A 22,985-nucleotide genomic window follows, 5' to 3' on the forward strand; every position below is an offset into this window, starting at 1 on the left:
TGAATTAAATCAAAATCATTTATAATTTGTTTCCATTTTTATAGAGTTAATTAGTACCTTTTCACCTTCAAATAATTATAAAAAAGGTTGAAAAAAGAAAGCGAATATTTTCTTGATAAAGAATACAATACGATTATTTACGCCAAAGATGATTTGAATTTTAAAGACTTTGAATCATGCGTTTTTAATAATTGTAACTTCTCTGCCTGCACTTTTCTTGCCGTTACTTTTATCGATTGCATTTTTAATGATTGCATTTTCAGCGAAGCGAAGATTAATTATGTTGCTTTGAGAACGGTTACTTTTAACCGTTGTGAAATTAAAGAAGTGAATTTCGCTATGTGCGACAAACTCATTTTTGAAGTGCATTTTAATGATTGCATTCTTGACTTTTCGAAGTTTTACACTTTAAAATTAAAAGGAACTCCGTTTACCAATTGCAGTTTAATTGCTGTTGATTTTATGGCAGCAGATTTAACAGGTGTAATTTTCGATAATTGTGACCTATATCGTTCCGAATTCAACAAAGCCATTGCTAATAAAGCTGATTTTAAAACCAGTTATAATTATACTATTGATCCTTCTAAAACTAAATTAAAGAAGGCTATTTTTTCGTTGAAGGAAGTAAAAGGGTTGTTGTTTACGCATGATGTGATTGTGAGTTAATCAAACAAAAAACGTATAGTTTGTCATCCTGAGGAACGAAGGATCACACTCGTATTTCCACAAAGTATACACATAAAGTTTGTCATTTCGACGAAGGAGAAATCTCCACGAGTAACTCCGCAACGAAAAGCCAATCTTTGTAGAGTTTCTTACGAAGATTTCTCCTTCGTCGAAATGACAAAAATGCTGAAAAATTACTTTGAGATTTCTTTCCCCATCACATAATCCTCCATTAAATACCCGTTTCCAATTTCTATATCAACGGTTTCTTTAATTTCGAAACCTATTTTTTTATAAAAATCTAACGCTGTATTAAATCGATTTACGTTTAATGATAATTGCTTTGATTTGTTTTCTAAAGCCATTCTTTCTATAAAATCAAATACTTTTTTCCCATACCCTTTTCCTTGTGTTTCTGGCAACAAGTAGATTTTATGAATTTTGGTAATGGCTTCGTTTTTATAATGATGCTCAATTCCGATAAAGCCAATTGTAGATTCAGAATCTAAAATAAGATAGAATAATTGTTCTTTATTCTCAATTTGCTTTGCCAAAGCTTCATTAGAATAAAACAAACCTAACATATAATCTAATTGAGATTTAGATAAAATTTCACCATAAGTAATAGGCCAAGTGATGTTTGTAATTTTCTGAATTGTACTGATATCGCCTAACCCTGCTTCTGAAATGCTAATCATAATGTGTTTTGAAGTATATTTTATTTAGTAAAAACTTGATTTTCTTGTTCGCTTACGCGGATGAAAGTCGTTCGTTTAGTCAATTCTTTTAATCTTGAAGCTCCAACATAAGTGCAAGTGCTTCTTATTCCGCCTAATATATCTAAGACAGTATAAATCACTTCGCCTTTAAACGGAACCTGCACTGTTTTTCCTTCGCTTGCTCTGTATTCTGCAACACCGCCAGCATGCTTATCCATTGCGGTTTTAGAGCTCATTCCGTAAAATTGTTTGAATTTCTCTCCTTTTACCTCGATTAGCTCTCCTCCACTTTCGGTATGTCCAGCAAGCATTCCTCCCAACATTACAAAATCAGCTCCTGCTCCAAAAGCTTTGGCTACGTCTCCAGGAGTTGTACAGCCACCGTCGCTGATAATATGTCCGCCTAAACCGTGAGCAGCGTCGGCACATTCTACTATTGCTGAAAGCTGGGGATAACCAACACCAGTTTTGACACGTGTTGTACATACAGAACCAGGCCCAATTCCGACTTTTACAATATCAGCTCCAGCTAACAGGAGTTCTTCGGTCATTTCTCCTGTAACTACGTTTCCTGCAATAATGATTTTATCAGGATATTGTTTTCGAGTTTTTTTCAAAAACTGAACAAAGTGTTCCGAATATCCGTTTGCAACATCAATACAAATGAATTTCAGTAGTGGATTTGCAGTTATTATTTTTTCGATCTTTTCAAAATCTTCTTTTCCTGTTCCAGTGCTTACGGCAATATAATCGTAGAAATCTGGAGTTACGTTCTTGAGAAATGCATTCCACTCTTCTAAAGTGTAGTGTTTATGAATGGCTGTGAAAAGCTTTTCTTTAGCCAAAACCTTTGCTATTTCAAAAGTACCCACAGTATCCATATTGGCAGCCATAATCGGAATTCCTATCCAACTAGCAGTACTGTGCAAAAACTTGAAATTTTGCTCTAAGGAAACTTCAGATCTGCTTTTAAGCGTTGATCTTTTAGGTCTAAACATTACGTCTTTAAATCCTAATTTCAGGTCCATTTCTATTCTCATAGTTCGAGATTTTGGTTACTCTCAAATGTAAGAATTTATGATTTTAGATTTCAGATATTAGATTAACAAAAACTTGAACTTTTGAACAATTAAGTTATTAGTTCGCTTTCGCGAAAGCTCAAATCAAATATGATGTTTTGAAAATTTGATATACTTTGCGTGGCTTCGACTTCGCTCAGCCTGACAAACCTAAAACGTGAGAATTGGAATTTGGAATTTCAAAAATTGGAATTTATTTTCTTTATCCGTGAATCGTTTCGTTCTTCCCGTAATTGGTAATAATTGATTCTTCGAATGCCAGCCATTCTCTCCAGCGTTTTTCAACGTCAATTCCAACTCCGTATTTACGAGCGTAAGTGATGAAAGTTGTATAATGTCCTGCTTCGCTTTCCATTAATTCTCTGTAGAAAACAGCCAATTCTTCATCTTGGATATTTTCAGAAAGCACTTTAAAACGTTCACAGCTTCTAGCTTCAATCATAGCCGAGAAAAGAAGTCTTTCTACAAGTCCAGAAACACGGCTTCCGTCACCACTTCTTTTCATGTATTGGTAAAGTTCGTTTACGTAATCGTCTTTACGCTCACGACCTAATTTTAGTCCTCTTTTAATGATGATATTGTGAACTTGCTCAAAATGATCCACTTCTTCTTTTACTAAAGCTAATAAATCTTGAACCAAATCCTGATGTTCTGGATTGTTTGTAATAATTGTAATCGCGTTTGTCGCTGCTTTTTGTTCGCACCAAGCGTGATCTGTTAAGATTTCTTCGATGTTTTTCTCAACAATATTTACCCATCTTGGGTCGGTTGGCAATTGTAATCTTAGTACGCCCATAGTCTTTTGTTTATTTTGTTTCAGGTTTCACGTTTCAGGTTCTTTTAGGAACGAAAAAAGTTTAAAGTTCTAAACTGTCTTTTGAACAGTCCAAAACTTTAAACTTGAAACTATTTCTTAATATGCGAAAATCGGTCTTTCGCTCATCATATCGTTTACTTGTTCAGCAACTTCTTCAATAACAGCTTCATCTGTATGGTTAGATAAAACTTTATCGATAAGCTCAACAATAGTTTCCATATCTTTTTCAACTAAACCACGAGTTGTGATTGCAGCTGTTCCAACACGAATTCCAGAAGTGATAAATGGAGATTTATCGTCAAAAGGAACCATGTTTTTGTTTACTGTAATTTCAGCTTTTACTAATGCATTTTCAGCTTCTTTACCAGAAATTCCTTTATTTCTTAAGTCAATTAGCATCATGTGGTTATCTGTTCCGCCAGAGATAATGTTATAACCTCTTTTTACGAAAGCATCAGCCATCGCATTTGCATTTTTCTTTAATTGCATTGCATAAGTAAAGAACTCATCTTTAAGCGCTTCACCAAAAGCAACCGCTTTAGCAGCGATAATGTGCATTAAAGGTCCACCTTGGTTTCCAGGGAAAACAGCTAAGTCTAATAATGAAGACATCATTCTGATTTCTCCTTTTGGAGTTGTTAATCCTTGTGGGTTTGGGAAATCTTTACCCATTAAAATAAGACCTCCACGTGGTCCTCTTAATGTTTTGTGAGTTGTTGTAGAAACAATATGGCAATGTGGAATTGGATCATTCATTAATCCTTTTGCAATAAGACCTGCTGGGTGAGAAATATCAGCAAATAAAATTGCTCCTACGCTATCTGCAATTTGTCTGAAACGAGCAAAATCCATATCACGAGAATAAGCAGAAGCTCCAGCAATGATTAATTTTGGCTGTTCTTTAGTTGCAATTTCTTGAATTTTATCATAATCTAAACGACCTGTTTCAGCATCTACACCGTAGAAAACTGGACGATACAAACGTCCTGAGAAGTTTACTGGAGAACCGTGAGTTAAGTGACCTCCGTGAGATAAATCGAAACCTAAAATAGTATCTCCAGGATTTAAACAAGCATGGTAAACAGATGTATTTGCCTGAGAACCTGAGTGAGGTTGTACGTTTGCATATTCAGCACCAAATAATTCTTTAGCTCTGTCAATTGCAATTTGCTCAATAACGTCAACTACTTCACAACCACCGTAGTATCTTTTGCCAGGATAACCCTCAGCATATTTATTAGTTAAAACAGACCCTGCTGCTGCCATTACTTCATCACTTACAAAATTCTCAGAAGCAATAAGCTCTAGTCCGTGAATTTGTCTTTCTTTCTCCTCTTGGATAAGATCAAAAATTTGTTCGTCGCGTTGCATTTTTTTGTTTTTCGTTAATTTCACGCAAAAATACAAAAAAACGTTTGCCAAACAGCTAGATTATGATATATTTGACATGTAATTTTTCAACAAACAATTAACATTAGACATGCCAATAACCGCCAACGATACCAGTAGAAAATCATGGTTAGAAGTGCCTCAAAATAGCGACTTCCCTATTCAGAATATTCCTTTCGGTGTATTTCTTACCAAAGAAAATGTCGTTACTGTAGGAACAAGAATTGGCGATTATGCCATAGATTTAGGGGCTTTGCAGCAATTAAACTATTTTGAAGGAATAGAATTAACCGATGATATGTTTATGCAGGATACGCTAAATGATTTTATCTCTGATGGAAAAAAAACATGGCGTTTGGTTCGAAATCGCATCGCTGAGATTTTCGACGAGACCAATCCGCAGTTAAGAGATACAACAAAACATCGCGATATTGTTATATTTAAAATCGAAGACGTAGAAATGCAATTGCCAGTTTTAATTGGTGATTATACTGACTTTTATTCAAGCAGAGAACACGCTACAAACGTAGGGAAAATGTTCCGTGATCCAGACAATGCTTTATTGCCAAACTGGCTACATATTCCGGTTGGATATCACGGAAGAAGTTCTACAATTGTGCCATCTGGAATTCCAGTTCACAGACCAATGGGACAAACTTTGCCTGCTGGTCATGACACGCCTGTTTTTGGGGCTTCTCGTTTAGTAGATTTTGAATTAGAAACTGCTTTTATCACTACAGATGTAAATGTAATGGGTGAAAATATTTCAACTTATGAAGCTGAAGATTATATTTTCGGAATGGTTTTACTAAATGACTGGAGTGCTCGTGATATTCAGAAATGGGAATATGTGCCTCTTGGACCATTTTTAGCTAAAAACTTTGCCACATCCATTTCACCTTGGATTGTGACTATGGATGCTTTAGAACCTTTTAGAACAAAAGGTCCAAAACAAGATCCATCACCGCTTCCATATTTACAGACAAAAGGAAAAAAAGCTTTTGATATTCATCTGGAAGTTTCGTTACAACCTGAAGATCAAGAAGAAACTGTTATTTCAAGATCTAACTTTAAATATATGTATTGGTCTATGGCTCAGCAATTGACACACCATACCTCAAACGGATGTCGTGTAAATTCTGGCGATATGATGGGTTCTGGGACTATCTCTGGTCCAACTCCTGATAGTTTTGGTTCTATGCTGGAATTAACTTGGGGCGGAAAAAATCCGTTAAAATTGAAAGATGGAAGCGAACGTAAATTTATTGAAGATAATGACACTGTAATTATTCGCGGTTTCTGTGAAAATAACGAAGTAAGAATTGGTTTTGGAGAAGTTTCTAGCCAATTATTGCCTCCTTTTACTAGACAATGAAGAGCAGATCAGTCTGAAGAGATATAGAAAACAAAAAACCTTGGTCATTGCCAAGGTTTTTTTTATGCTTTACATTAGCCTAAAATTGAAGGGAAAAATTATCTATTCTAAAATCACCTTTACCCAAACCAAACGATGATCAGAACTTGATTCGCGTTTTTCAACTAATTGCGACATTGGCTCTCCTTTTGCAGGCCAGAATACACCGCTATTGACCAACTTAAATCCAAGTTTGGACGGCAATACATAATCGGCTCGCATTCTCCAAAAGGCTGTATGATTAACCCCAAAAGGATTTTTAGGACTAAATTCAGCACCACCTTTACTAGCAGGCGTAAAGTCTCTATTAATTTTCGGGCTTTCAACTAAAGACTTTATACCTTCTCTCATAGCATCTCCTTCAACTGGTGAAGCGTTTTGATCACCCATGATGACAAATCGAGAATTCGGAGGCAAACCACCTTTTACACCTTTATCATCATAAATATACGAAGCAGAATTGTCTGAAATATAGTCTTTCCAGAATCGAATTTCATCGTGATTTCTTTTCCCATTACGATCTTCAGTACCATCAAATGTAGGAGGAGTTGGATGGCTGACTAAAACATGAACTGTTTCATTACCAATCTGCACAGGAACATCCCAGTGAGATTTTGAAGACAATGGAAATTCCTTCCATGCTTTTTTGCTGTACCAATCTGACCCATCTGCTTTTTTGGTAATTAATGCTCCTGGCATATCTTTCCATTTAAAATGCTGAAAAGTGCGAATCGCATTAACATCAATAGGATATTTAGACAAAAGCATCATCCCATATTGTCCAGGATACATACCAAACGCCCATGCATCATTTCCAAAATTATCCAACTTTCCATCATTGTTCAAATCGTAAGGGCTTGGCTGACCCGTATTCACTGTTGAATAATAGTAGTAAGGATAATCAATTGCCGTTGCCCCGCCTTGACTCACATTCAAGTAATTTTTTATAAACGCCTTTACACCAAGTTCAGGGTCTTTAATATAATCAAATTCGTTTAACAGAATAACATCTGGTCTAACAGTCTGAATAATCTGGGCAATATTTCTGATTTGAGTATTATTTCCTGAACTAAGCTGCTTAATCAATATCTGCTCTGATTTTCCCATTGCGCCTTTGGGAGAATAATTATCAGATTCCATACTTACATTGTAGGTAGCAAATGTAAGCTCATTTTTTTCCTGCGACTCAGACTGTGAAAATAGAACTCCTGAAGAAAGCACAGAAAGAATAAAAAATATTTTCTTCATATAAAATTAAATCTGCATTTCTGCATTGTTGAACATACGAATATAAGAAGGATGTTGGGACAGGTGTCAAATCTCTCTGTTAAATATACAACAAAAAAAGCTGCCACTTTTGGTGACAGCTCAAATAATACAAGAAAGTATCTGTATATCTGATAATTTTATCACAGATAAAAAAAATCAAAACGATTATTTTATAATCTGTGACTACTATTTTTATGCAGGAATCTGCTGACTTAAGCAATGCAAAGTTCCGAATCCCCAGATGAAATCAATACAGCTGATTCCGATAACTTCTCTATCAGGGAAACATTCTGCTAAGATATTCAATGCTACGCGATCATTGCTATCGTTAAATGTTGGCACTAAAACACAATTATTCAAAATCAAGAAATTTGCATAACTAGCCGGTAATCTTAAATCTTCAAAATCTACGCGTTTTGGCATCGGAAGTGCCACAATTACTGGAGATTTTCCGTTTTCTAATTTTGCATTTTGCAGACGTTTCAAATTATCTTGTAAAGGTTTGTAGTTTGAATCGTTTTTATCTGTTTCTACAATTGTTACAATCGTATCTTCATTTACAAATCGGCACAAATCATCAATATGTCCATGAGTGTCGTCTCCTTCTATTCCGTCACCCAACCAAATTACGTTGGTAACTCCAAGATATTCTTTAAAGACAGCTTCGTAATCTTCTTTGGTAAAACCAGCATTTCTCACTTGAATTGTTGGATGCATCAAACACTCTTCAGAAGTCAATAAAGTTCCTTTTCCGTTTACATCAATTGCTCCACCTTCAACAATTACAGGTTTTCCTTTATACATTACCTGCGTTAAAGGCACATCAATAAAATCAGCTACCTTACCTGGAACAAATTTGTCTAATTGATAATTTTTATATTTTGCCCAACCATTGAAATTAAAGTTTAAAGCTTCTCTTTTCGAACCATTTTTCACAATAATTGGTCCAGAGTCTCGCATCCAGCTTCTGTTGGTTTTATGAATGATATAAGAAACGTTTTTCAGATTCACACGCGCTCTTTCAAGCATATCAGCAACTTTTTCTTTCAGTTTTTCATCGGCTACAACCAAAAAAACAGTTTCAAAAGTGGCTACTTTTTTTATAAATTCTACAAAAGCCCATTGAACGGCTTCGTATTTTCCCGGCCAATCGTTACCATTATGCGGAAAACACAATACAATTCCTTGCTGTTTTTCCCATTCTGCTGGAAATCTTCTATTATTTGTTGACATAAATAGGTTCTAATTTAGAAAATGCAAAGATAAGCATTCGTTAGGATTATAAAACATTTGATTAAAATTCCTCCAAATTTCACAAACCTTATCCTGCAAAATTTAAGTTAAAGATTAAATAATACACACTTAATATTTAACAGGGAGCTCAGAATTACTTTTGCCAAAACTAAAAACTAACACATGAAAAATTTATCTCTCCCATTATTAGCAGCTCTATTTATATTGGCGAGCTGTAATAATGATGAAAATTCTAACAACGAACCTGAGGTTGTTGTGAATGAAAACCCTGGAACTTTTAAAGAAATTGGTTCTATTACCATTGGTGGAGAAGCCGCAGCCGAAATTTCTGCTTACTGCGAAAAAACAAAAAGACTTTTTACAGTAAACAACAGCGGCGTTAATCAAATTGACGTTATCGATATTACTGACCCAACAAAACCAACAAAAATCGGAAAGATTGATTTAGTTGCTTACGAAGGTGCTGCAAACAGCGTTTCTGTTTTTGACGGGAAACTGGCTGTAGCTTTAGAATCTACTGTAAACAAACAAGGAAATGGAAAAGTTGTTATCTTTAATACTTCAGATTATAGCTTAATCAAACAAGTAACTGTTGGTGCATTACCAGATATGATTACTTTTTCTCCAGACGGAAAATTTATCATGACTGCTAATGAAGGCGAGCCAAATGCAGATTATACACAAGATCCAAACGGAACGATTTCTATTATTGAAACGAGCTCTTATAATGTAACAACTTTAGATTTTGCTTCATTTGCTGGTCAAGCTGCGGCATTGGCAAAAGACGGATTTAGAATTTCAAAATTTGCTAAAACTAGTTTTGCTCAAGATATCGAACCAGAATACATTACTATTTCTGACGATTCTAAGACTGCTTGGGTTACATTACAAGAAAACAATGGTGTTGCAAAAGTTGACTTAACTTCTAAAACTATTACAGCAATTTACCCTTTAGGTTTAAAAGATTACAATACTGCTGAAAATGCAATTGATGTAAGTGACAGCGATAATAAAATTGCTTTTAATCCTTGGAAAGTAAAAGGACTTTATATGCCAGATGCTATCAGTCATTTTACCATAAACAATACTCCATATTTTGTTACTGCAAATGAAGGTGATGCAAGAGAATACACTGCATATACTGATGTTAAACGCATGAAAAGCATGACACTAGATGCAACTGCTTTCCCAGATGCAGCTACTTTAAAATTAGATACCAATTTAGGAAGATTGAATCTTGTTGCAGACATGGGAGATACTGACGGAGATGGAGATTTAGACCAAATGGTAAGTTTTGGCGGAAGATCTTTTTCTATCTGGAATGGAAACACAGGAAAAATTGTTTTTGACAGCAAAAATGATGTTGATAAGAAAACAAACGAAATAGGTACTTACGACGATAAGAGAAGTGATGATAAAGGTTCTGAACCAGAAGCTGTAGTTGCAGCTAAAATGGGAAATCAAAACATTTTGTTTGTTGGTTTAGAAAGATCTGATGCTTTTATGGTTTACGATGCTACAAATCCGACTTCGCCACAATACTTACAAACTGTAAAAACAGGAGATGCTCCTGAAGGAATTCTTTTCATTCCGGCTTCAAAAAGCCCAACAAAAAGAAGCTTATTGGTAGTAAGCAGCGAAGGAGATGGATCTGTTAAAATTTATCAGCCTGATTTAAAATAATAACTCTTTTTTAGGATAGCCAAAAGGACAAAATGTGAATTTTGTCCTTTTTTATGCATTCTATTGTACTTATTTTAACGGATTTACACAATTAAAAGCTAAAATATGGGAATTATGTAAGGGTATATACAACACTTTCTAGAATTCGACTTCTAATTTTGTTCCTGAGTTTAAAATAAAAACAATTTAATTTTTGATATCATGAAAAAGAAATTAGTATCAGTATCCTTATTATTACTATCATTTGCTGCAGGCGCTCAAAATATGGCTACCACTTCTGCTAAACCTAGCGTAGATCAAGAATTCAACAAATGGTCGATAGAACTAAATGGCGGGGTTAACAAACCAACCAGAACAATGACTCCAGGTTATACTACAGAATCATTAAACTTTTTCCACGGAGATTTAGGTGTTAGATATATGTTTAGTCCAAAGTTTGGGGTAAAATTAGATGTGGGTTATGACCAATTTAAAGAGAAAAAAAACACTCCAGATTTTGAAAGCCGTTATGTTAGAGCAAGTTTGCAAGGAGTTATCAATGTTGGACGTGCTTTAAATTTCGAAACTTGGACAAACACAATCGGACTTTTAGCTCATGGTGGTTTCGGGGTTTCTCAAATTAGCACAGAAACTGGATTTGGAGGTCAGGATTACATGGCGCACGGAATTGCTGGTTTAACTGGACAAATTAGATTAAGCAACAGAGTAGCTTTAACAGGTGACCTTACCGGAATTGTAAACGGAAGACAAAACTGGAACTTTGACGGAATGGGCAATACTACAACTGGTTCTTTTGACGGTGTTTTATTGAATGCTTCTGTTGGTTTAACTTTCTACTTAGGTAAAAACGAAAGACATGCTGACTGGGTTGGCGAAGAAGATAGAATTGGTGAATTGGAAAAAAGAGTGGACTTAATCGAAACTGGTCTTATCGATTCAGACAAAGATGGAGTTGCTGACTTATACGATTTAGAACCAAACTCTATTGCAGGAGTTGCTGTTAACACAAAAGGACAATCTATCGATACGAATCAAAACGGTGTTCCAGATGAGTTAGAAAGCTATTTAGATAAAAATTACGAGAAAAAAGGCGCTGGAACGGCTACAAACAATACAGTTGAAGAATTAATCAACGGTGGTTATGTAAATGTTTACTTCGATTTCAATTCGTCTAAACCAACAAACGCTTCTTTATCTGGTGTTGATTTCTTAGTGAAATACATGAAAAACAATCCTGGGAAATCGGCTGATATTATTGGTTATGCTGATGAAATTGGAAGTTCAAGCTACAATACTGAATTATCTAGAAAAAGAGCTGAAGCTGTGAAAAAAGTAGCAGTTAATGCTGGAATTGACGCTTCAAGATTGAATGTTATTGCTAATGGAGAAGATACTTCTGTTAACAAAAATTCTAAAGAAGCACGTCAAATCGTGAGACGAGTTACTTTCCAAGTGAAGTAATCTATATATAAAGCTAAAAACAGAAAAGGAGCTATTTCAATACGAAATAGCTCCTTTTTATTATAAAAAAAACTAGATTTTGATACTTATTTAAAGCTTCGGAAAAGCGAAATATTTATAACAAAGAATATACGTTTATGATATAAAGCTCCAGCGGAGCGACATGTTCGTTTGCAATCTAATATGTGTCACTCCGCTGGAGCTCTTTTTCCATTTGTCTTATTGAAATGCGATAAATACCTAGCTTTTCCGAAGCTTATATAAAAAGAAAGGACAAAATGTGAATTTTGTCCTTCTTTTATATTCAGATAAACCTAATTATTTATCGATCGCTCTTTTTGTAATATCTCCAAAAGCATCAATTCTTCTATCTCTAAAGAAAGGCCAGTTTTGACGAACATTTTCCTGAAGATCTAAATCAACCTCAGCAATTAAGATTTCTTCTTTATCGTGTGAAGCCTGAGCTAAAATTTCTCCTTGCGGACCAGCAATGAAAGAAGCTCCCCAGAATTGAATTCCTTCTGTTCCTTCAATATACTTCTCTAAACCAATTCGGTTTGCGGCAGCAACGAAAACACCATTTGCAACCGCATGACCTTTCATTACGTTCATCCAAGCGCCATACTGGTTCTCTCCGTATTGCTCTTTTTCTTTTGGATGCCATCCAATTGCTGTTGGATAAAATAAAACCTCTGCACCTTTAAGAGCCGTAATACGAGCTGCTTCTGGATACCATTGATCCCAACAGATTAATGTTCCAACAGTTCCTTTTTTAGTTTCAATTGCTTGGAAACCTAAATCTCCTGGAGTGAAATAAAATTTCTCATAGAAATGCGGATCGTCTGGAATATGCATTTTACGGTATAACCCAGCTTCAGTTCCATCAGTATCAATAATATAAGCACTGTTATGATAAATTCCAGCCATTCTTTTCTCGAAGAAAGGAACAATAATTACTACTCCTAATTCTTTTGCCAATTCGCTGAATGCAATAAATGAAGTGCTGTAAAGCGGCTCTGCTAATGCAAAGTTGTCAACATCTTCACTTTGACAAAAATAATGACTGCTATATAATTCAGGCAATAAGATAACTTCTGCGCCTTGACTGGCAGCGTCTCTTACCCAGCTGATACATTTTTTAAGATTATTTTCGGCAACATCATTCAGATTTAACTGAATAACCGATATTTTATACTTTCTTTTCGCCATGACATAAAATTTAGAGTGCAAAAATAGTAAATTTTAAAGGAATGGCAAAGTGAGGTTTTATCTCATATACATAAAAAAATAGCTCCAAAAAAGCTCTACTCCATCTGACTATTCGGAAAACGTTTCATTGAAAATATTTTCACAATAAAAACTGTATCATCTATTTCTTTATACAGAATCTTATAATTTCTAACAATAATTTTTCGATATTCTGGTTCAACATCATCTTTCTGATATTGTTCTGTAAAAACGATGCTTTTAACCTTGTTTAAAATATCTGTTTTTACATTTAAAGCTCCTTGAGATGATTTCTCCTTATAAAATGTGTAAATCGCTTTTAATTGATCTCTGGCAGAATTTGTCCAAATAACTTTTACCATTCTACCCATCTACCAATTTTCAGATTCTTTTTCTAAATCTTCTTGTGAAATTATGTTTCCTATTTTAATTTCATTTTCAGCATTTGCCAACTCAGCTTTATACTCAGATCTAGTAATAGGTTTTCCGTCAACTGAAAAAGCGACAATCTCATCTTCTTGATAACTTTCAATCACTGCTTTTACAACCTTTAAAAGACGTTCATCTGCTGTATTTATATATTCTAAAATACTATCTCTCAATTCTAAAGCCCCCATAATCACATTTTTTTTACAAACTCAAAGATAACATTTTTAGGATAGACTTGAAAGTTATAGATTTTAAATATTTAATAAATAAAACCATTTTACATCAGCTTAAAATTAAACCTCAGTAAAATGGCTTTTCAACCTAAAAAAATATCAACTAAAAATAGTTGTTATTCGATCACAACTTTCTGAGTTAAGAATTCAGTTTCTGATTTCTTGAATTTAATTTCGAAAGTTCCTTTTGCAGTTGCTTTAAATTTATAAACTGTCTTTTTTGGCTCTGGCACTTGCTGAGTACAAACTTGTGATGGGTATTTTGCAATTACTTGCAAACCTTTTACAGATCCAATTGTTACTTCTGAGATTTTATCAAACTCAGCACAAGCGTTATCAACTGTATAAGTCACATCGTAGCTTAGTTCATCATTTACTTTTCCAGTTGCTGGTCCTTTAATTTCTGTAACTAGAGCTGCCTTTGTAGTTGGAGCTGGTGTTTGATCTTTATCATCATCATTACTGCATGAAACAAATCCAATTGATAAAAATAATACTACTAAAGCTGTTTTTAATCTAAAACTTTTCATATAAAATAATAATTAATTGTTAATTACTATGAAGATGTAGCATAGTTGCAATGGTTGCTTAAGGTAAAATGTTAAAAATTTTACTAAAACACTAAATAACTAAAAGTCAAACCTTTATTTAGATAAAAAAATACTGATTTTAATGATATTTTTTTGCAACTGAAGCAAACCTTTCTTATTTATTCGAGATAAAAAGCAGATCTTATTGTAGTATTTTCGATAATTTTTCAGAAACAAAAAACAATCAATTGCAGAAATAATTTTATTCTTAAAACAATTTTAATCTACATATAAAACAAAAAAACACCAGCGTTAAACTGGTGTTTCTGATGTATATATTTTGGTTCTAAATTATGCGTCTTTCTTTTTAAAAATCTTTTTGAAAACATTAATAATAATCAAAACAACAAACCCTAAAACTAGTCCAACTGTAAATTCTTTAATTATAGCAGGGATTTTAATTTCTTCTGATAAATGATGGAAAAATGGAATGTAATGTACAAAGATTCCTCCAGCAACCAAAAGTAATGCAATTGTCCCAATTACCGTTAAGGCTTTTATTACAAATGGAAGCGCTTTTACTAATAAGTTTCCAATAAATCTAGAAAGGCTTTTTTCACTTTTACTAGATTTAATAAGCTTGAAACCTGCTTCATCCATTCTAACAATAAGTGCTACTATTCCATACACTCCAATTGTAGCCACAACTGCAATTATCGAAGTTACAATTATCTTCTGTATAAGAGGCTGATCCATTACAGTGCCTAATGCGATAATTACGATTTCAACCGAAAGAATAAAATCAGTTACAATTGCCGATTTCACCTTATCTTTTTCAATTAATAAAATTTGTTCCTCAGTAAGGACTTCATCTGTAATTCCTTCAGATTCTTCATGTTTGTGAGGAACAATAAACTCATAGATTTTTTCGGCTCCTTCGTATGCTAAAAAAAGTCCTCCCAAAACTAAAATTATTATAATGGCAATTGGAAAAAATGCACTTAGCAAAAATGCAATTGGAAGAATGATAATTTTATTCAATAGAGAACCTTTACTGATTGCCCATAAAACCGGTAATTCTCGCGAAGATGCAAATCCAGAAGCTTTTTCTGCATTTACAGCTAAATCGTCACCCAAAATCCCTGCTGTTTTTTTTGCAGCAACTTTACTCATTACGGCAACATCATCCATAATTGCTGCGATATCATCTAATAGTGCAAAAAAACCTGAACCCATTTTATAAAATTTATTTTTAGTGATGCGAATCTAGACATTTTGGCTTAATCTGCCCAATAATATTGCATCAAAATTTATCTTTTTATTCGTATTTTTCTTTATTGGATTTTTAACTGCATTGTCCTAAAAGAACCCAAAGAATAATAAAAACTATAATGGTTCCGAAACAGCCTCCGCCTAACTTCTTAGCTCCATATCCTGCTAATAATCCTCTGAAAATATTATTCATGACTTTAATTTTTAAATTAATAATTTGCTGATTTTTATAAACTTAAAATTGGATATTTCTTCAAAATTTATTGTTATAAGAATTGTGTAAAAAGTTTCAGAATTCGAAGCAAAAAAAAAGCATCAGCTTTTTAGCGCTGATGCTTTTTTTCAAGATTAACTAAACAAAAATAATTATTTACCTGTCTGGTTTCTAAAAACCAGTTTGCCATCAAAAGCATCTAATAAGATGATGCTGTCTGTTGTAATATTTCCTGCCAAAATTTCTTTTGACAATTGATTTAAAACTTCTCTCTGAACCACACGTTTTACTGGTCTCGCACCAAAATGCGGATCATAACCTTTGTCTGCCAAATACGCAATAGCTTCTGGAGTTGCATCCATTGTAATACCTTGCAGCGCCAGCATTTTGGTAACGCTCTTTAACTGTAAGTTTACGATTCTTGAGATGTTCTCTACCGTAAGCGGTGTAAACATAACAATTTCATCGATACGGTTGATAAACTCAGGACGAACAGTTTGTTTCAACAACCCTAGAACTTCGTTTTTAGCTGCTTCTGTTGCTGCTTCAACACTTCCTTTTAGGTTTTCAAATTTCTCCTGAATAATATTACTTCCCATATTTGAGGTCATAATAATAATCGTATTTCTAAAATCAGCCAAACGTCCTTTGTTGTCTGTCAAACGCCCTTCATCTAGAACTTGCAATAAAATATTGAAAGTATCCGGATGCGCTTTTTCGATCTCATCTAACAACACCACAGAATAAGGTTTTCTACGAACAGCTTCTGTTAACTGACCTCCTTCATCGTAACCTACGTATCCTGGAGGTGCACCAACTAAACGGCTCACACTGTGACGTTCTTGGTACTCACTCATATCGATACGAGTCATGGCGTTTTCATCATCAAAAAGATATTCTGCCAAAGCTTTTGCCAGCTCCGTTTTACCAACTCCGGTTGTTCCTAAGAATAAGAATGAACCAACAGGTTTTTTCATATCCTGTAAACCGGCACGGCTTCTACGAACAGCATCACTCACCGCTTCTATCGCTTCTTCTTGACCTACTACACGCTTGTGCAATTCGTCTTCCAAATGCAATAATTTTTCTCTTTCTGTCTGAAGCATTTTTGTAACTGGAATTCCTGTCCATTTTGCTACAACTTCTGCAATATCTTCTCTGGTAACTTCTTCTTTAATTAAAGAATTACCAGATTGGAATTCAAGCAATTGTTTCTGCAAAGTTTCTTGTCGTTCCTGTGCTTCTTTTATTTTTCCGTAACGAATTTCGGCTACTTTTCCGTAATCGCCTTCACGTTCTGCACGTTCTGCTTCGTATTTAAAGTCTTCAATTTCGTGTTTAACAGCCTGAATTCCGTCAACGATATCTTTTTCCTGTTTCCATTTTGCATAGATTTCGTTGCGCTCTTCTTTCAGGTTGGCCAATTCCATACCTAAAATTTTCAGCTTGCTTTCTTCCTTCTCACGTTTGATGGCTTCAATTTCAATTTCCAACTGCATGATTTTACGATCCAAAACATCTAACTCTTCAGGTTTTGAATTGATTTCCATACGCAATTTAGAAGCCGCTTCGTCCATTAAGTCGATCGCTTTATCTGGCAAGAAACGATTCGTGATATAACGTTGTGAAAGTTCAACCGCAGCGATAATCGCTTCGTCTTTAATTTGAACTTTATGATGCGTTTCGTATTTCTCTTTAATTCCACGTAAAATAGAAATGGCACTTTCTGTATCTGGCTCATCGATTAACACTTTTTGGAAACGTCTTTCAAGCGCTTTATCTTTTTCAAAATATTTTTGATATTCATCTAAAGTCGTTGCACCAATCGCTCTCAATTCTCCACGAGCTAAAGCTGGTTTCAAGATGTTTGCCGCGTCCATTGCGCCTTCACCTCCACCCGCTCCTACAAGCGTATGAATCTCGTCGATAAACAAAACAATATCACCTTCAGCTGCTGTAACTTCTTTTACAACCGATTTTAAACGTTCTTCAAATTCTCCCTTATATTTCGCTCCAGCAATCAAAGCTCCCATATCTAATGAGAAAACGATTTTTTCTTTTAAGTTTTCTGGAACGTCTCCATCTACAATTCTATGTGCTAACCCCTCTGCAATTGCGGTTTTACCAACCCCAGGTTCACCAATAAGCATTGGATTATTTTTTGTTCTACGAGTTAGAATCTGCAATACACGACGAATTTCTTCATCACGCCCAATAACTGGATCTAGTTTTCCTGTACGCGCTAATTCGTTTAAGTTTTTAGCAAATTTATTTAGCGAATTATACGTTTCTTCTGCCGAAGCTGAAGTCACTCTTTCCCCTTTTCTTAATTCTTCAATGGCCGCTTTCAGACCTTTTCCAGTAACTCCCTGATCTTTTAAAATCTGAGAAACTTTACTTTTTGAGTCAAAAATGGCTAAAATTAAATGCTCGATCGAAACGTATTCGTCGTTCATTTTTTGTGCAATAATTTCAGCTTCGTTCAAAGCTTTATTGGCGTCTCTGGAAAGCATAACATCTCCACCAGAAACTTTTGGAAAACTCTGAATTGTACTGTCTAAAATTTGTAAAAACAAGGGCACATTTACATTCAATTTTTTTAGAATAAATGGCGCTACGTTTTCATCCACTTCAAAAATGGCTTTGAAAATGTGTTCATTTTCAATTTGCTGCTGTCCATTTCGCTGTGCTAATTGCTGCGACAACTGAATGGCTTCTTGCGATTTAATAGTAAACTTATTTATATTCATATTTTTACGATTTTGATTGATTTTATTTGTTTGACATTTTATAAGATTAAAGTTACGATTTATTGAGGTAAATCTTTAGCTCAAATAATTTAACTTTGCATTGAAATAGACAAATTATATTCCATAGCACAAAAACAGACAAAACGACAGTAAAAATCAAGCTTTTTTCGATTTAAAGCGTCAAAAAGTCATAAAACAAGCCAAATATGAGTTTTTTTAATTCAATCTTCGGAAGTTCAGAGAACTCAGAAGCCGCAAAAAGCAAAGTTAATTGGACAGAATTAACAGATATGCTTCAATTAATGGAAATTGAAGCCATTTCTCAAGAAAGACCAGTTGTAATTTTCAAACATAGTACAAGATGCAGTATTAGCCGTATGGCTCTAAAGCAATTTGAAAGAGAATTTGATCTTGACGGCGTAGTTGATGCATATTTTTTAGATCTAATAGCACATAGAGATATTTCAAATGAAATTGCCAGCAGATTTGGAGTGTACCACGAATCTCCTCAATTGATTTTAATCAAAAACGGAAAAGCAGTTTACGATGTTTCGCATAGTGATATTGATGCCGAGGCATTGAAAAGCAAAGTATGATTTTTTTTTTGCCACAGATTAATGGGATTAAAAAGATTTTTTTTTCGCCACGAATTCACGAATTATTTTTTGATAATCTTTGAAATATAAATTCGTGAATTCGTGGCGATTTAACCAAGATTAGAAAATCATTTTAATCTATATAATCTTTGGCTAAACAATTTAAAAAGTCCCTTCTGATCCGCCACCGCTGAACCCTCCTCCACCAAATTCCATTGGAGAATCTGTTTTGACTTCTGGTTTCATTCCGAAAGTTGAAGCTACAACTAAAGCTTCAGCATTTAATAAACTATCTGAATGATTGATTCTATCTGGTTTAAAAGTCAATCCGCTTTCTTTTTCTTTTAATTTTTTAATTGAAAAATAAGCAATTGCAAATAAAACTACACCTCCAAATGTAAGTGCGACTTCGATTGGTAAAATTGAATGATAAAATCGAATAGTATAAATTGAAAATGCAATCGCCAAAAAGCTCAACCAAAGCATTATTCTGTCTTTTGTTTTTAAAGCTCGAACCAAATAAAACACAGGAACTGCAAAAGTAAATGCGTAAAAGAAATACGCAAACGGAATATCTGTTCCTGGTTTTACTTCAGTTCCTAAAAGCTCCGCTGAAAGTTCTCTTACAACCAAATAATTACAAGAAAGATAAAATAAAATCAGACAAAAACTATTTGCTAATAATAGTCCGTAATAGTAATAGCTTTCGCTTAAACGATTCATCATTTTTTTAGTCAAAAAGTAAAAAACTCCAGCAAAAATCATTGCCACAAATGGCAAAATAGCTTTTCCAACATCTCCAAATTCAAACATTCCGAAAAACAAAAATGCAGTTGCCGAAAGGCAGAACACGAGCATTGATAATACATGCAGATATCTTAAAAACATGAAAAGCGCTCCAACTGCTACAAAAAAAGCAATTACCAATTCGTAACCTTCTGTTGTTATTCCTATAGCAGCTCCCAAACATAAAAGTGCATTCAATATAAAAGCATCATCTAAACCGTGATTATGATATTCCTGATTGGCAAGCAATTCTACTCCTGCAAAACCAACTGCAGCAAAAATATAGCAACATATTTTAAAAAATGTATTCTCAGCACTTAGGCCAAACAAAGAAATTGCTCCACAAATTGAAACATATAATAAACAGCCAAGCAAAAAGAAACCTATTCGAACTAAAATATTATTCTGGCTTTTTAGAACTGGCAGTTCTTTTTCTATAAATTTCTTCTGCACTTTACTGATAAAACCTCCTTTATACAAAGTATCCGCTTCATCAACTAAAACTTCATTATCTAATAATTGTTTGTTGTATACTATCATTCTGCGATTTCTTTATGGAAGTTTTTAATTAATTTAATGAACATTATAATCGAACCAACAAAGTAAGCCGGCAACAAGAAAATAAATAATTCCCAAACATCAGAGAAATCAACGTTTTCAAAAACTCTGAACAAAACAATATTTCCGCCGATGTAAGCATAAACAATCATAAATACATATAGCGACATTGCTTTATACTGATAACTAGCTTTATAAAAATAATATGTCGAACCAGCTAAAATTAGGGCAAAAATCACCCAGGTTAATGTATCGTAACCTGTTAGATTACTGATGGATGCTATACTTACAATATGCAACGCAAAAGTGAGAAAAACTAAGCCAAAATGGGTTTTGAGAGAAATTCGACCACTGTAAATTGTCCATAAAACCAATAGAACAGCTAACATTACTGCAGAATAGCTCAAACTTTGGCTTGCATACAAATTATTACTGTCATTAAATATGTCTTGTGGCGTAACCGAAAGACCTACATAGGCAGCCAAACCTGTAATGGCAATGGTTAAAACACTTCTGTTATCAAAATAGTAAGCACAAAAGAAACTCACAACAGTCGGCACTAAAGTCGCTAATCCGTAATGTTCTCCAAAAGGTTTATATTGAAACTGAAGATAACCAATAAAAATACAAGTCAAAATATTACCTGCCAAAACCAGATATTCTAAAACAGGATGCTCAAAAGTTGTTTCTGCTTTTTGAAAACCTTTAGAGTGCTTAAAACAATAAAAAAAGCAAACCGCAATCACAATTAAAAGCAATGATAGAATGGCAATATGACCTATGGTATCAATATTTTCATAAATTAAAACTCCAATTCCTGAAGTAAACAGCAATACTGATAAATAAAGAAATAATTTTAATTCTGCATTTAATGAAAAGATATTTAGACTTCTATAGGTTTTAACTTCCTCAAACTGATTTTCAGTAATTAAGCCTTTCTCAAAAAGATGGAGAGCAGACTGATCTTTGAATTTTTCCATTGGTATGTTTTAAACTGGCACATCAAATATATGTATTTAGCATGAATTTTCTCCTTTTCTCTTAAAACCTTTAATATTTTTTCTAAACTATAACCACGAAAAAACCATCTTTAATTAGTGTAAAAACAACAATTATAGTTCTATAAATCAAAACTTTAAAAGATAAATATTTTATAAAATAATTTGAAATTATTTTAATTCTTTTACATTTGTGCAATCGATTACATTAACCAATAAACCACAAAAAACCACACTTAAGAAATGAAAACAAAACTTATATTATTAGCATTGCTTTTACCTTGCTCCTTTTTGTTTGCTCAAAATTACTTTATGAGCGCACCTGAAGGATTTGGCGCTTCTGCGATTGGCGGAGGAAGCGCAACTCCTGTTACTGTAACTACTCTAGCCGATTTAACAGCAAAACTGAAATTGACCACTCCGCAAGTAATTTTAGTTTCAGGAACTATTAATTGCACGTACACAAGTTTGCTCGTAAATGACAAAACCATAATCGGCCTTCCGGGTGCTAGATTAGTAAATCTAGATCAAACCGCAACGGGTTCGGGAATTTTGAGTTTAAAACCTGGGTCGAATAATATTATCATTAGGAATTTAATTTTTGAAGGCCCTGGCGCTTATGATGTCGATGGACGTGATAACCTAACTTCTGAAGCAACGAATCTTTGGGTCGATCACTGTGAATTTCAAGATGGAATGGATGGCAATTTTGACAATAAAGGTGCCGCTGATAACGTAACAGTTTCTTGGTGTAAATTTATTTACTTGAAAGCTCCAAAAGCTGGAGGTTCTGGCGGAGCCGATGATCACCGTTTTTCTGATTTAGTTGGCTCTTCTAAAACCGACGCTCCTGCCGACGGACATTACAGTATTACTTTTAAAGACTGTTATTGGGCTGAAGGCTGTAAAGAGAGAATGCCAAGAGCCAGAAATGCTGAACTTCATATTTTAAATTGTTATTATAATACGTCTGTTTCGGGTTCGTTAGCCATTGGTTTAGGTGGCGGAAGCAACAATACAAGTTGTTATGTAGAAGGAACTGACTTTGCTAAAATCGGAACTGCTTTTAAAAATTATATAAGCACTGATGGCGGAACAATTGGAATTGCTTTTTCAGATTGCTTGAATGCGCCTGCAAATTCAGGAACGCCAGTAACAAAACCTTCGTACACTTATAGCGTTCTGCCAATTGGTAATGTTGCGGGATATATTTCAAATGCTACATGCGGAGCCGGAGCAACGCTTCAGGTTACCGCTCAAGGCGTTCTTTCTACAAGCTGTAATAATTTAGGACTTAATGAAAATGCAAATAATCTGGATTTGAAGTATTATCCATCAGTTATAAATCGCCTTTTGAATATTGATTTTTCAAGTTCTGATAATGGTTTAGCAGAAGTGAATTTATTTTCTTCTAATGGATCAAAAATTTATTCACATTCTCAAAATGTTTCTCCAGACGAAAAATTAGAATTAAACGTCGGAAATCTTGCAAAAGGCATTTATGTGTGCAAAGTACAAATTGACAATCGAAGCAAAACATTTAAACTAGTAAAAAACTAATTCTTCTATAAATCAAAAGGTCATTGAACAAATCAATGACCTTTTTACTTTTTACATTTCACTTTTTACATCTTACAGAAA

20 protein-coding genes are annotated in these 22,985 nt (G+C 34.1%); 6 read left to right on the top strand and 14 right to left on the bottom strand.

The window, feature by feature from the left end:
• Window positions 1-87: 87 nt before the first annotated feature.
• The gene (locus DMB71_RS21540) at window positions 88-666 is read left to right on the top strand and encodes a pentapeptide repeat-containing protein (protein WP_111369665.1); all 579 of its coding nucleotides are present in this window, start codon (window positions 88-90) and stop codon (window positions 664-666) included.
• 194 nt (window positions 667-860) lie between these two features.
• On the opposite strand, the gene DMB71_RS21545 is transcribed toward DMB71_RS21540, so the two are convergent.
• The 4 genes from DMB71_RS21545 to glyA form a co-directional block, all read right to left on the bottom strand.
• Complete coding sequence (locus DMB71_RS21545) at window positions 861-1,364, bottom strand: GNAT family N-acetyltransferase (RefSeq protein WP_111369666.1); 504 nt, start codon at window positions 1,362-1,364, stop codon at window positions 861-863.
• 20 nt (window positions 1,365-1,384) lie between these two features.
• A complete protein-coding gene (locus tag DMB71_RS21550) occupies window positions 1,385-2,425 on the bottom strand; it encodes a GMP reductase (RefSeq protein WP_111369667.1) in 1,041 nt (346 codons plus the stop codon).
• A 241-nt stretch (window positions 2,426-2,666) separates the two neighbouring features.
• Window positions 2,667-3,260, bottom strand: a complete 594-nt coding sequence (gene miaE, locus DMB71_RS21555) for a tRNA-(ms[2]io[6]A)-hydroxylase (RefSeq protein WP_111369668.1) — start codon at window positions 3,258-3,260, stop codon at window positions 2,667-2,669.
• 117 nt (window positions 3,261-3,377) lie between these two features.
• Complete coding sequence (glyA, locus tag DMB71_RS21560) at window positions 3,378-4,652, bottom strand: serine hydroxymethyltransferase (protein ID WP_111369669.1); 1,275 nt, start codon at window positions 4,650-4,652, stop codon at window positions 3,378-3,380.
• Between the two features lie 109 nt (window positions 4,653-4,761).
• On the opposite strand from glyA, the gene fahA reads away from it, so the two are divergent.
• Window positions 4,762-6,045, top strand: coding sequence for a fumarylacetoacetase (fahA, locus tag DMB71_RS21565; protein ID WP_111369670.1), 1,284 nt, complete (start codon window positions 4,762-4,764; stop codon window positions 6,043-6,045).
• 102 nt (window positions 6,046-6,147) lie between these two features.
• Here the strand turns inward: fahA and DMB71_RS21570 are convergent, their stop codons facing one another.
• Together DMB71_RS21570 and DMB71_RS21575 are read right to left on the bottom strand one after the other, a co-directional pair.
• The gene (locus tag DMB71_RS21570) at window positions 6,148-7,332 is read right to left on the bottom strand and encodes an endonuclease/exonuclease/phosphatase family protein (protein WP_111369671.1); all 1,185 of its coding nucleotides are present in this window, start codon (window positions 7,330-7,332) and stop codon (window positions 6,148-6,150) included.
• A 213-nt stretch (window positions 7,333-7,545) separates the two neighbouring features.
• Complete coding sequence (locus DMB71_RS21575; protein WP_111369672.1) at window positions 7,546-8,586, bottom strand: agmatine deiminase family protein; 1,041 nt, start codon at window positions 8,584-8,586, stop codon at window positions 7,546-7,548.
• A gap of 183 nt (window positions 8,587-8,769) precedes the next feature.
• Here DMB71_RS21575 and DMB71_RS21580 point away from each other — a divergent pair, with 183 nt between their 5' ends.
• Together DMB71_RS21580 and DMB71_RS21585 are read left to right on the top strand one after the other, a co-directional pair.
• Entirely contained in the window at window positions 8,770-10,290 is a 1,521-nt protein-coding gene (locus tag DMB71_RS21580; RefSeq protein WP_111369673.1) for a choice-of-anchor I family protein, read from the top strand.
• Between the two features lie 201 nt (window positions 10,291-10,491).
• Window positions 10,492-11,751, top strand: coding sequence for an OmpA family protein (locus tag DMB71_RS21585; protein ID WP_111369674.1), 1,260 nt, complete (start codon window positions 10,492-10,494; stop codon window positions 11,749-11,751).
• A 318-nt stretch (window positions 11,752-12,069) separates the two neighbouring features.
• Here DMB71_RS21585 and DMB71_RS21590 read toward each other — a convergent pair whose 3' ends face one another.
• The 6 genes from DMB71_RS21590 to clpB all read right to left on the bottom strand — a co-directional run bounded on the left by DMB71_RS21590 (window position 12,070) and on the right by clpB (window position 18,406).
• Entirely contained in the window at window positions 12,070-12,960 is an 891-nt protein-coding gene (locus tag DMB71_RS21590; RefSeq protein WP_111369675.1) for a carbon-nitrogen hydrolase, read from the bottom strand.
• 95 nt (window positions 12,961-13,055) lie between these two features.
• A complete protein-coding gene (locus DMB71_RS21595; protein WP_111369676.1) occupies window positions 13,056-13,349 on the bottom strand; it encodes a type II toxin-antitoxin system RelE/ParE family toxin in 294 nt (97 codons plus the stop codon).
• A complete protein-coding gene (locus DMB71_RS21600) occupies window positions 13,350-13,595 on the bottom strand; it encodes a hypothetical protein (RefSeq protein WP_111369677.1) in 246 nt (81 codons plus the stop codon).
• Between the two features lie 161 nt (window positions 13,596-13,756).
• Entirely contained in the window at window positions 13,757-14,170 is a 414-nt protein-coding gene (locus DMB71_RS21605; RefSeq protein WP_111369678.1) for a hypothetical protein, read from the bottom strand.
• Window positions 14,171-14,521: 351 nt separating this feature from the next.
• Window positions 14,522-15,406, bottom strand: coding sequence for a DUF808 domain-containing protein (locus DMB71_RS21610; RefSeq protein ID WP_111369679.1), 885 nt, complete (start codon window positions 15,404-15,406; stop codon window positions 14,522-14,524).
• Window positions 15,407-15,808: 402 nt separating this feature from the next.
• A complete protein-coding gene (gene clpB, locus DMB71_RS21615; protein ID WP_111369680.1) occupies window positions 15,809-18,406 on the bottom strand; it encodes an ATP-dependent chaperone ClpB in 2,598 nt (865 codons plus the stop codon).
• 206 nt (window positions 18,407-18,612) lie between these two features.
• Between clpB and ytxJ the strand changes: the two genes are divergently transcribed.
• On the top strand, window positions 18,613-19,002 hold the full coding sequence (gene ytxJ, locus DMB71_RS21620) for a bacillithiol system redox-active protein YtxJ (RefSeq protein ID WP_111369681.1): 390 nt from the start codon (window positions 18,613-18,615) through the stop codon (window positions 19,000-19,002).
• Between the two features lie 162 nt (window positions 19,003-19,164).
• Here ytxJ and DMB71_RS21625 read toward each other — a convergent pair whose 3' ends face one another.
• Together DMB71_RS21625 and DMB71_RS21630 are read right to left on the bottom strand one after the other, a co-directional pair.
• On the bottom strand, window positions 19,165-20,328 hold the full coding sequence (locus DMB71_RS21625) for a hypothetical protein (RefSeq protein ID WP_111369682.1): 1,164 nt from the start codon (window positions 20,326-20,328) through the stop codon (window positions 19,165-19,167).
• Window positions 20,325-21,326 carry a DUF2157 domain-containing protein gene (locus DMB71_RS21630; RefSeq protein ID WP_111369683.1) on the bottom strand — a complete coding sequence of 334 codons (1,002 nt, stop codon included), beginning with the start codon at window positions 21,324-21,326 and terminating at the stop codon, window positions 20,325-20,327. Before DMB71_RS21630 ends, DMB71_RS21625 begins: the two co-directional genes overlap by 4 nt.
• Before the next feature lie 261 nt (window positions 21,327-21,587).
• Between DMB71_RS21630 and DMB71_RS21635 the strand changes: the two genes are divergently transcribed.
• Window positions 21,588-22,904: a pectate lyase family protein gene (locus tag DMB71_RS21635; RefSeq protein ID WP_111369684.1), complete on the top strand. Its 1,317-nt coding sequence runs from the start codon at window positions 21,588-21,590 to the stop codon at window positions 22,902-22,904.
• Window positions 22,905-22,985 lie beyond the last annotated feature (81 nt).

Source organism: Flavobacterium tistrianum (genome assembly GCF_003254545.1).
Taxonomy (GTDB): Bacteria; Bacteroidota; Bacteroidia; order Flavobacteriales; family Flavobacteriaceae; genus Flavobacterium; species Flavobacterium tistrianum.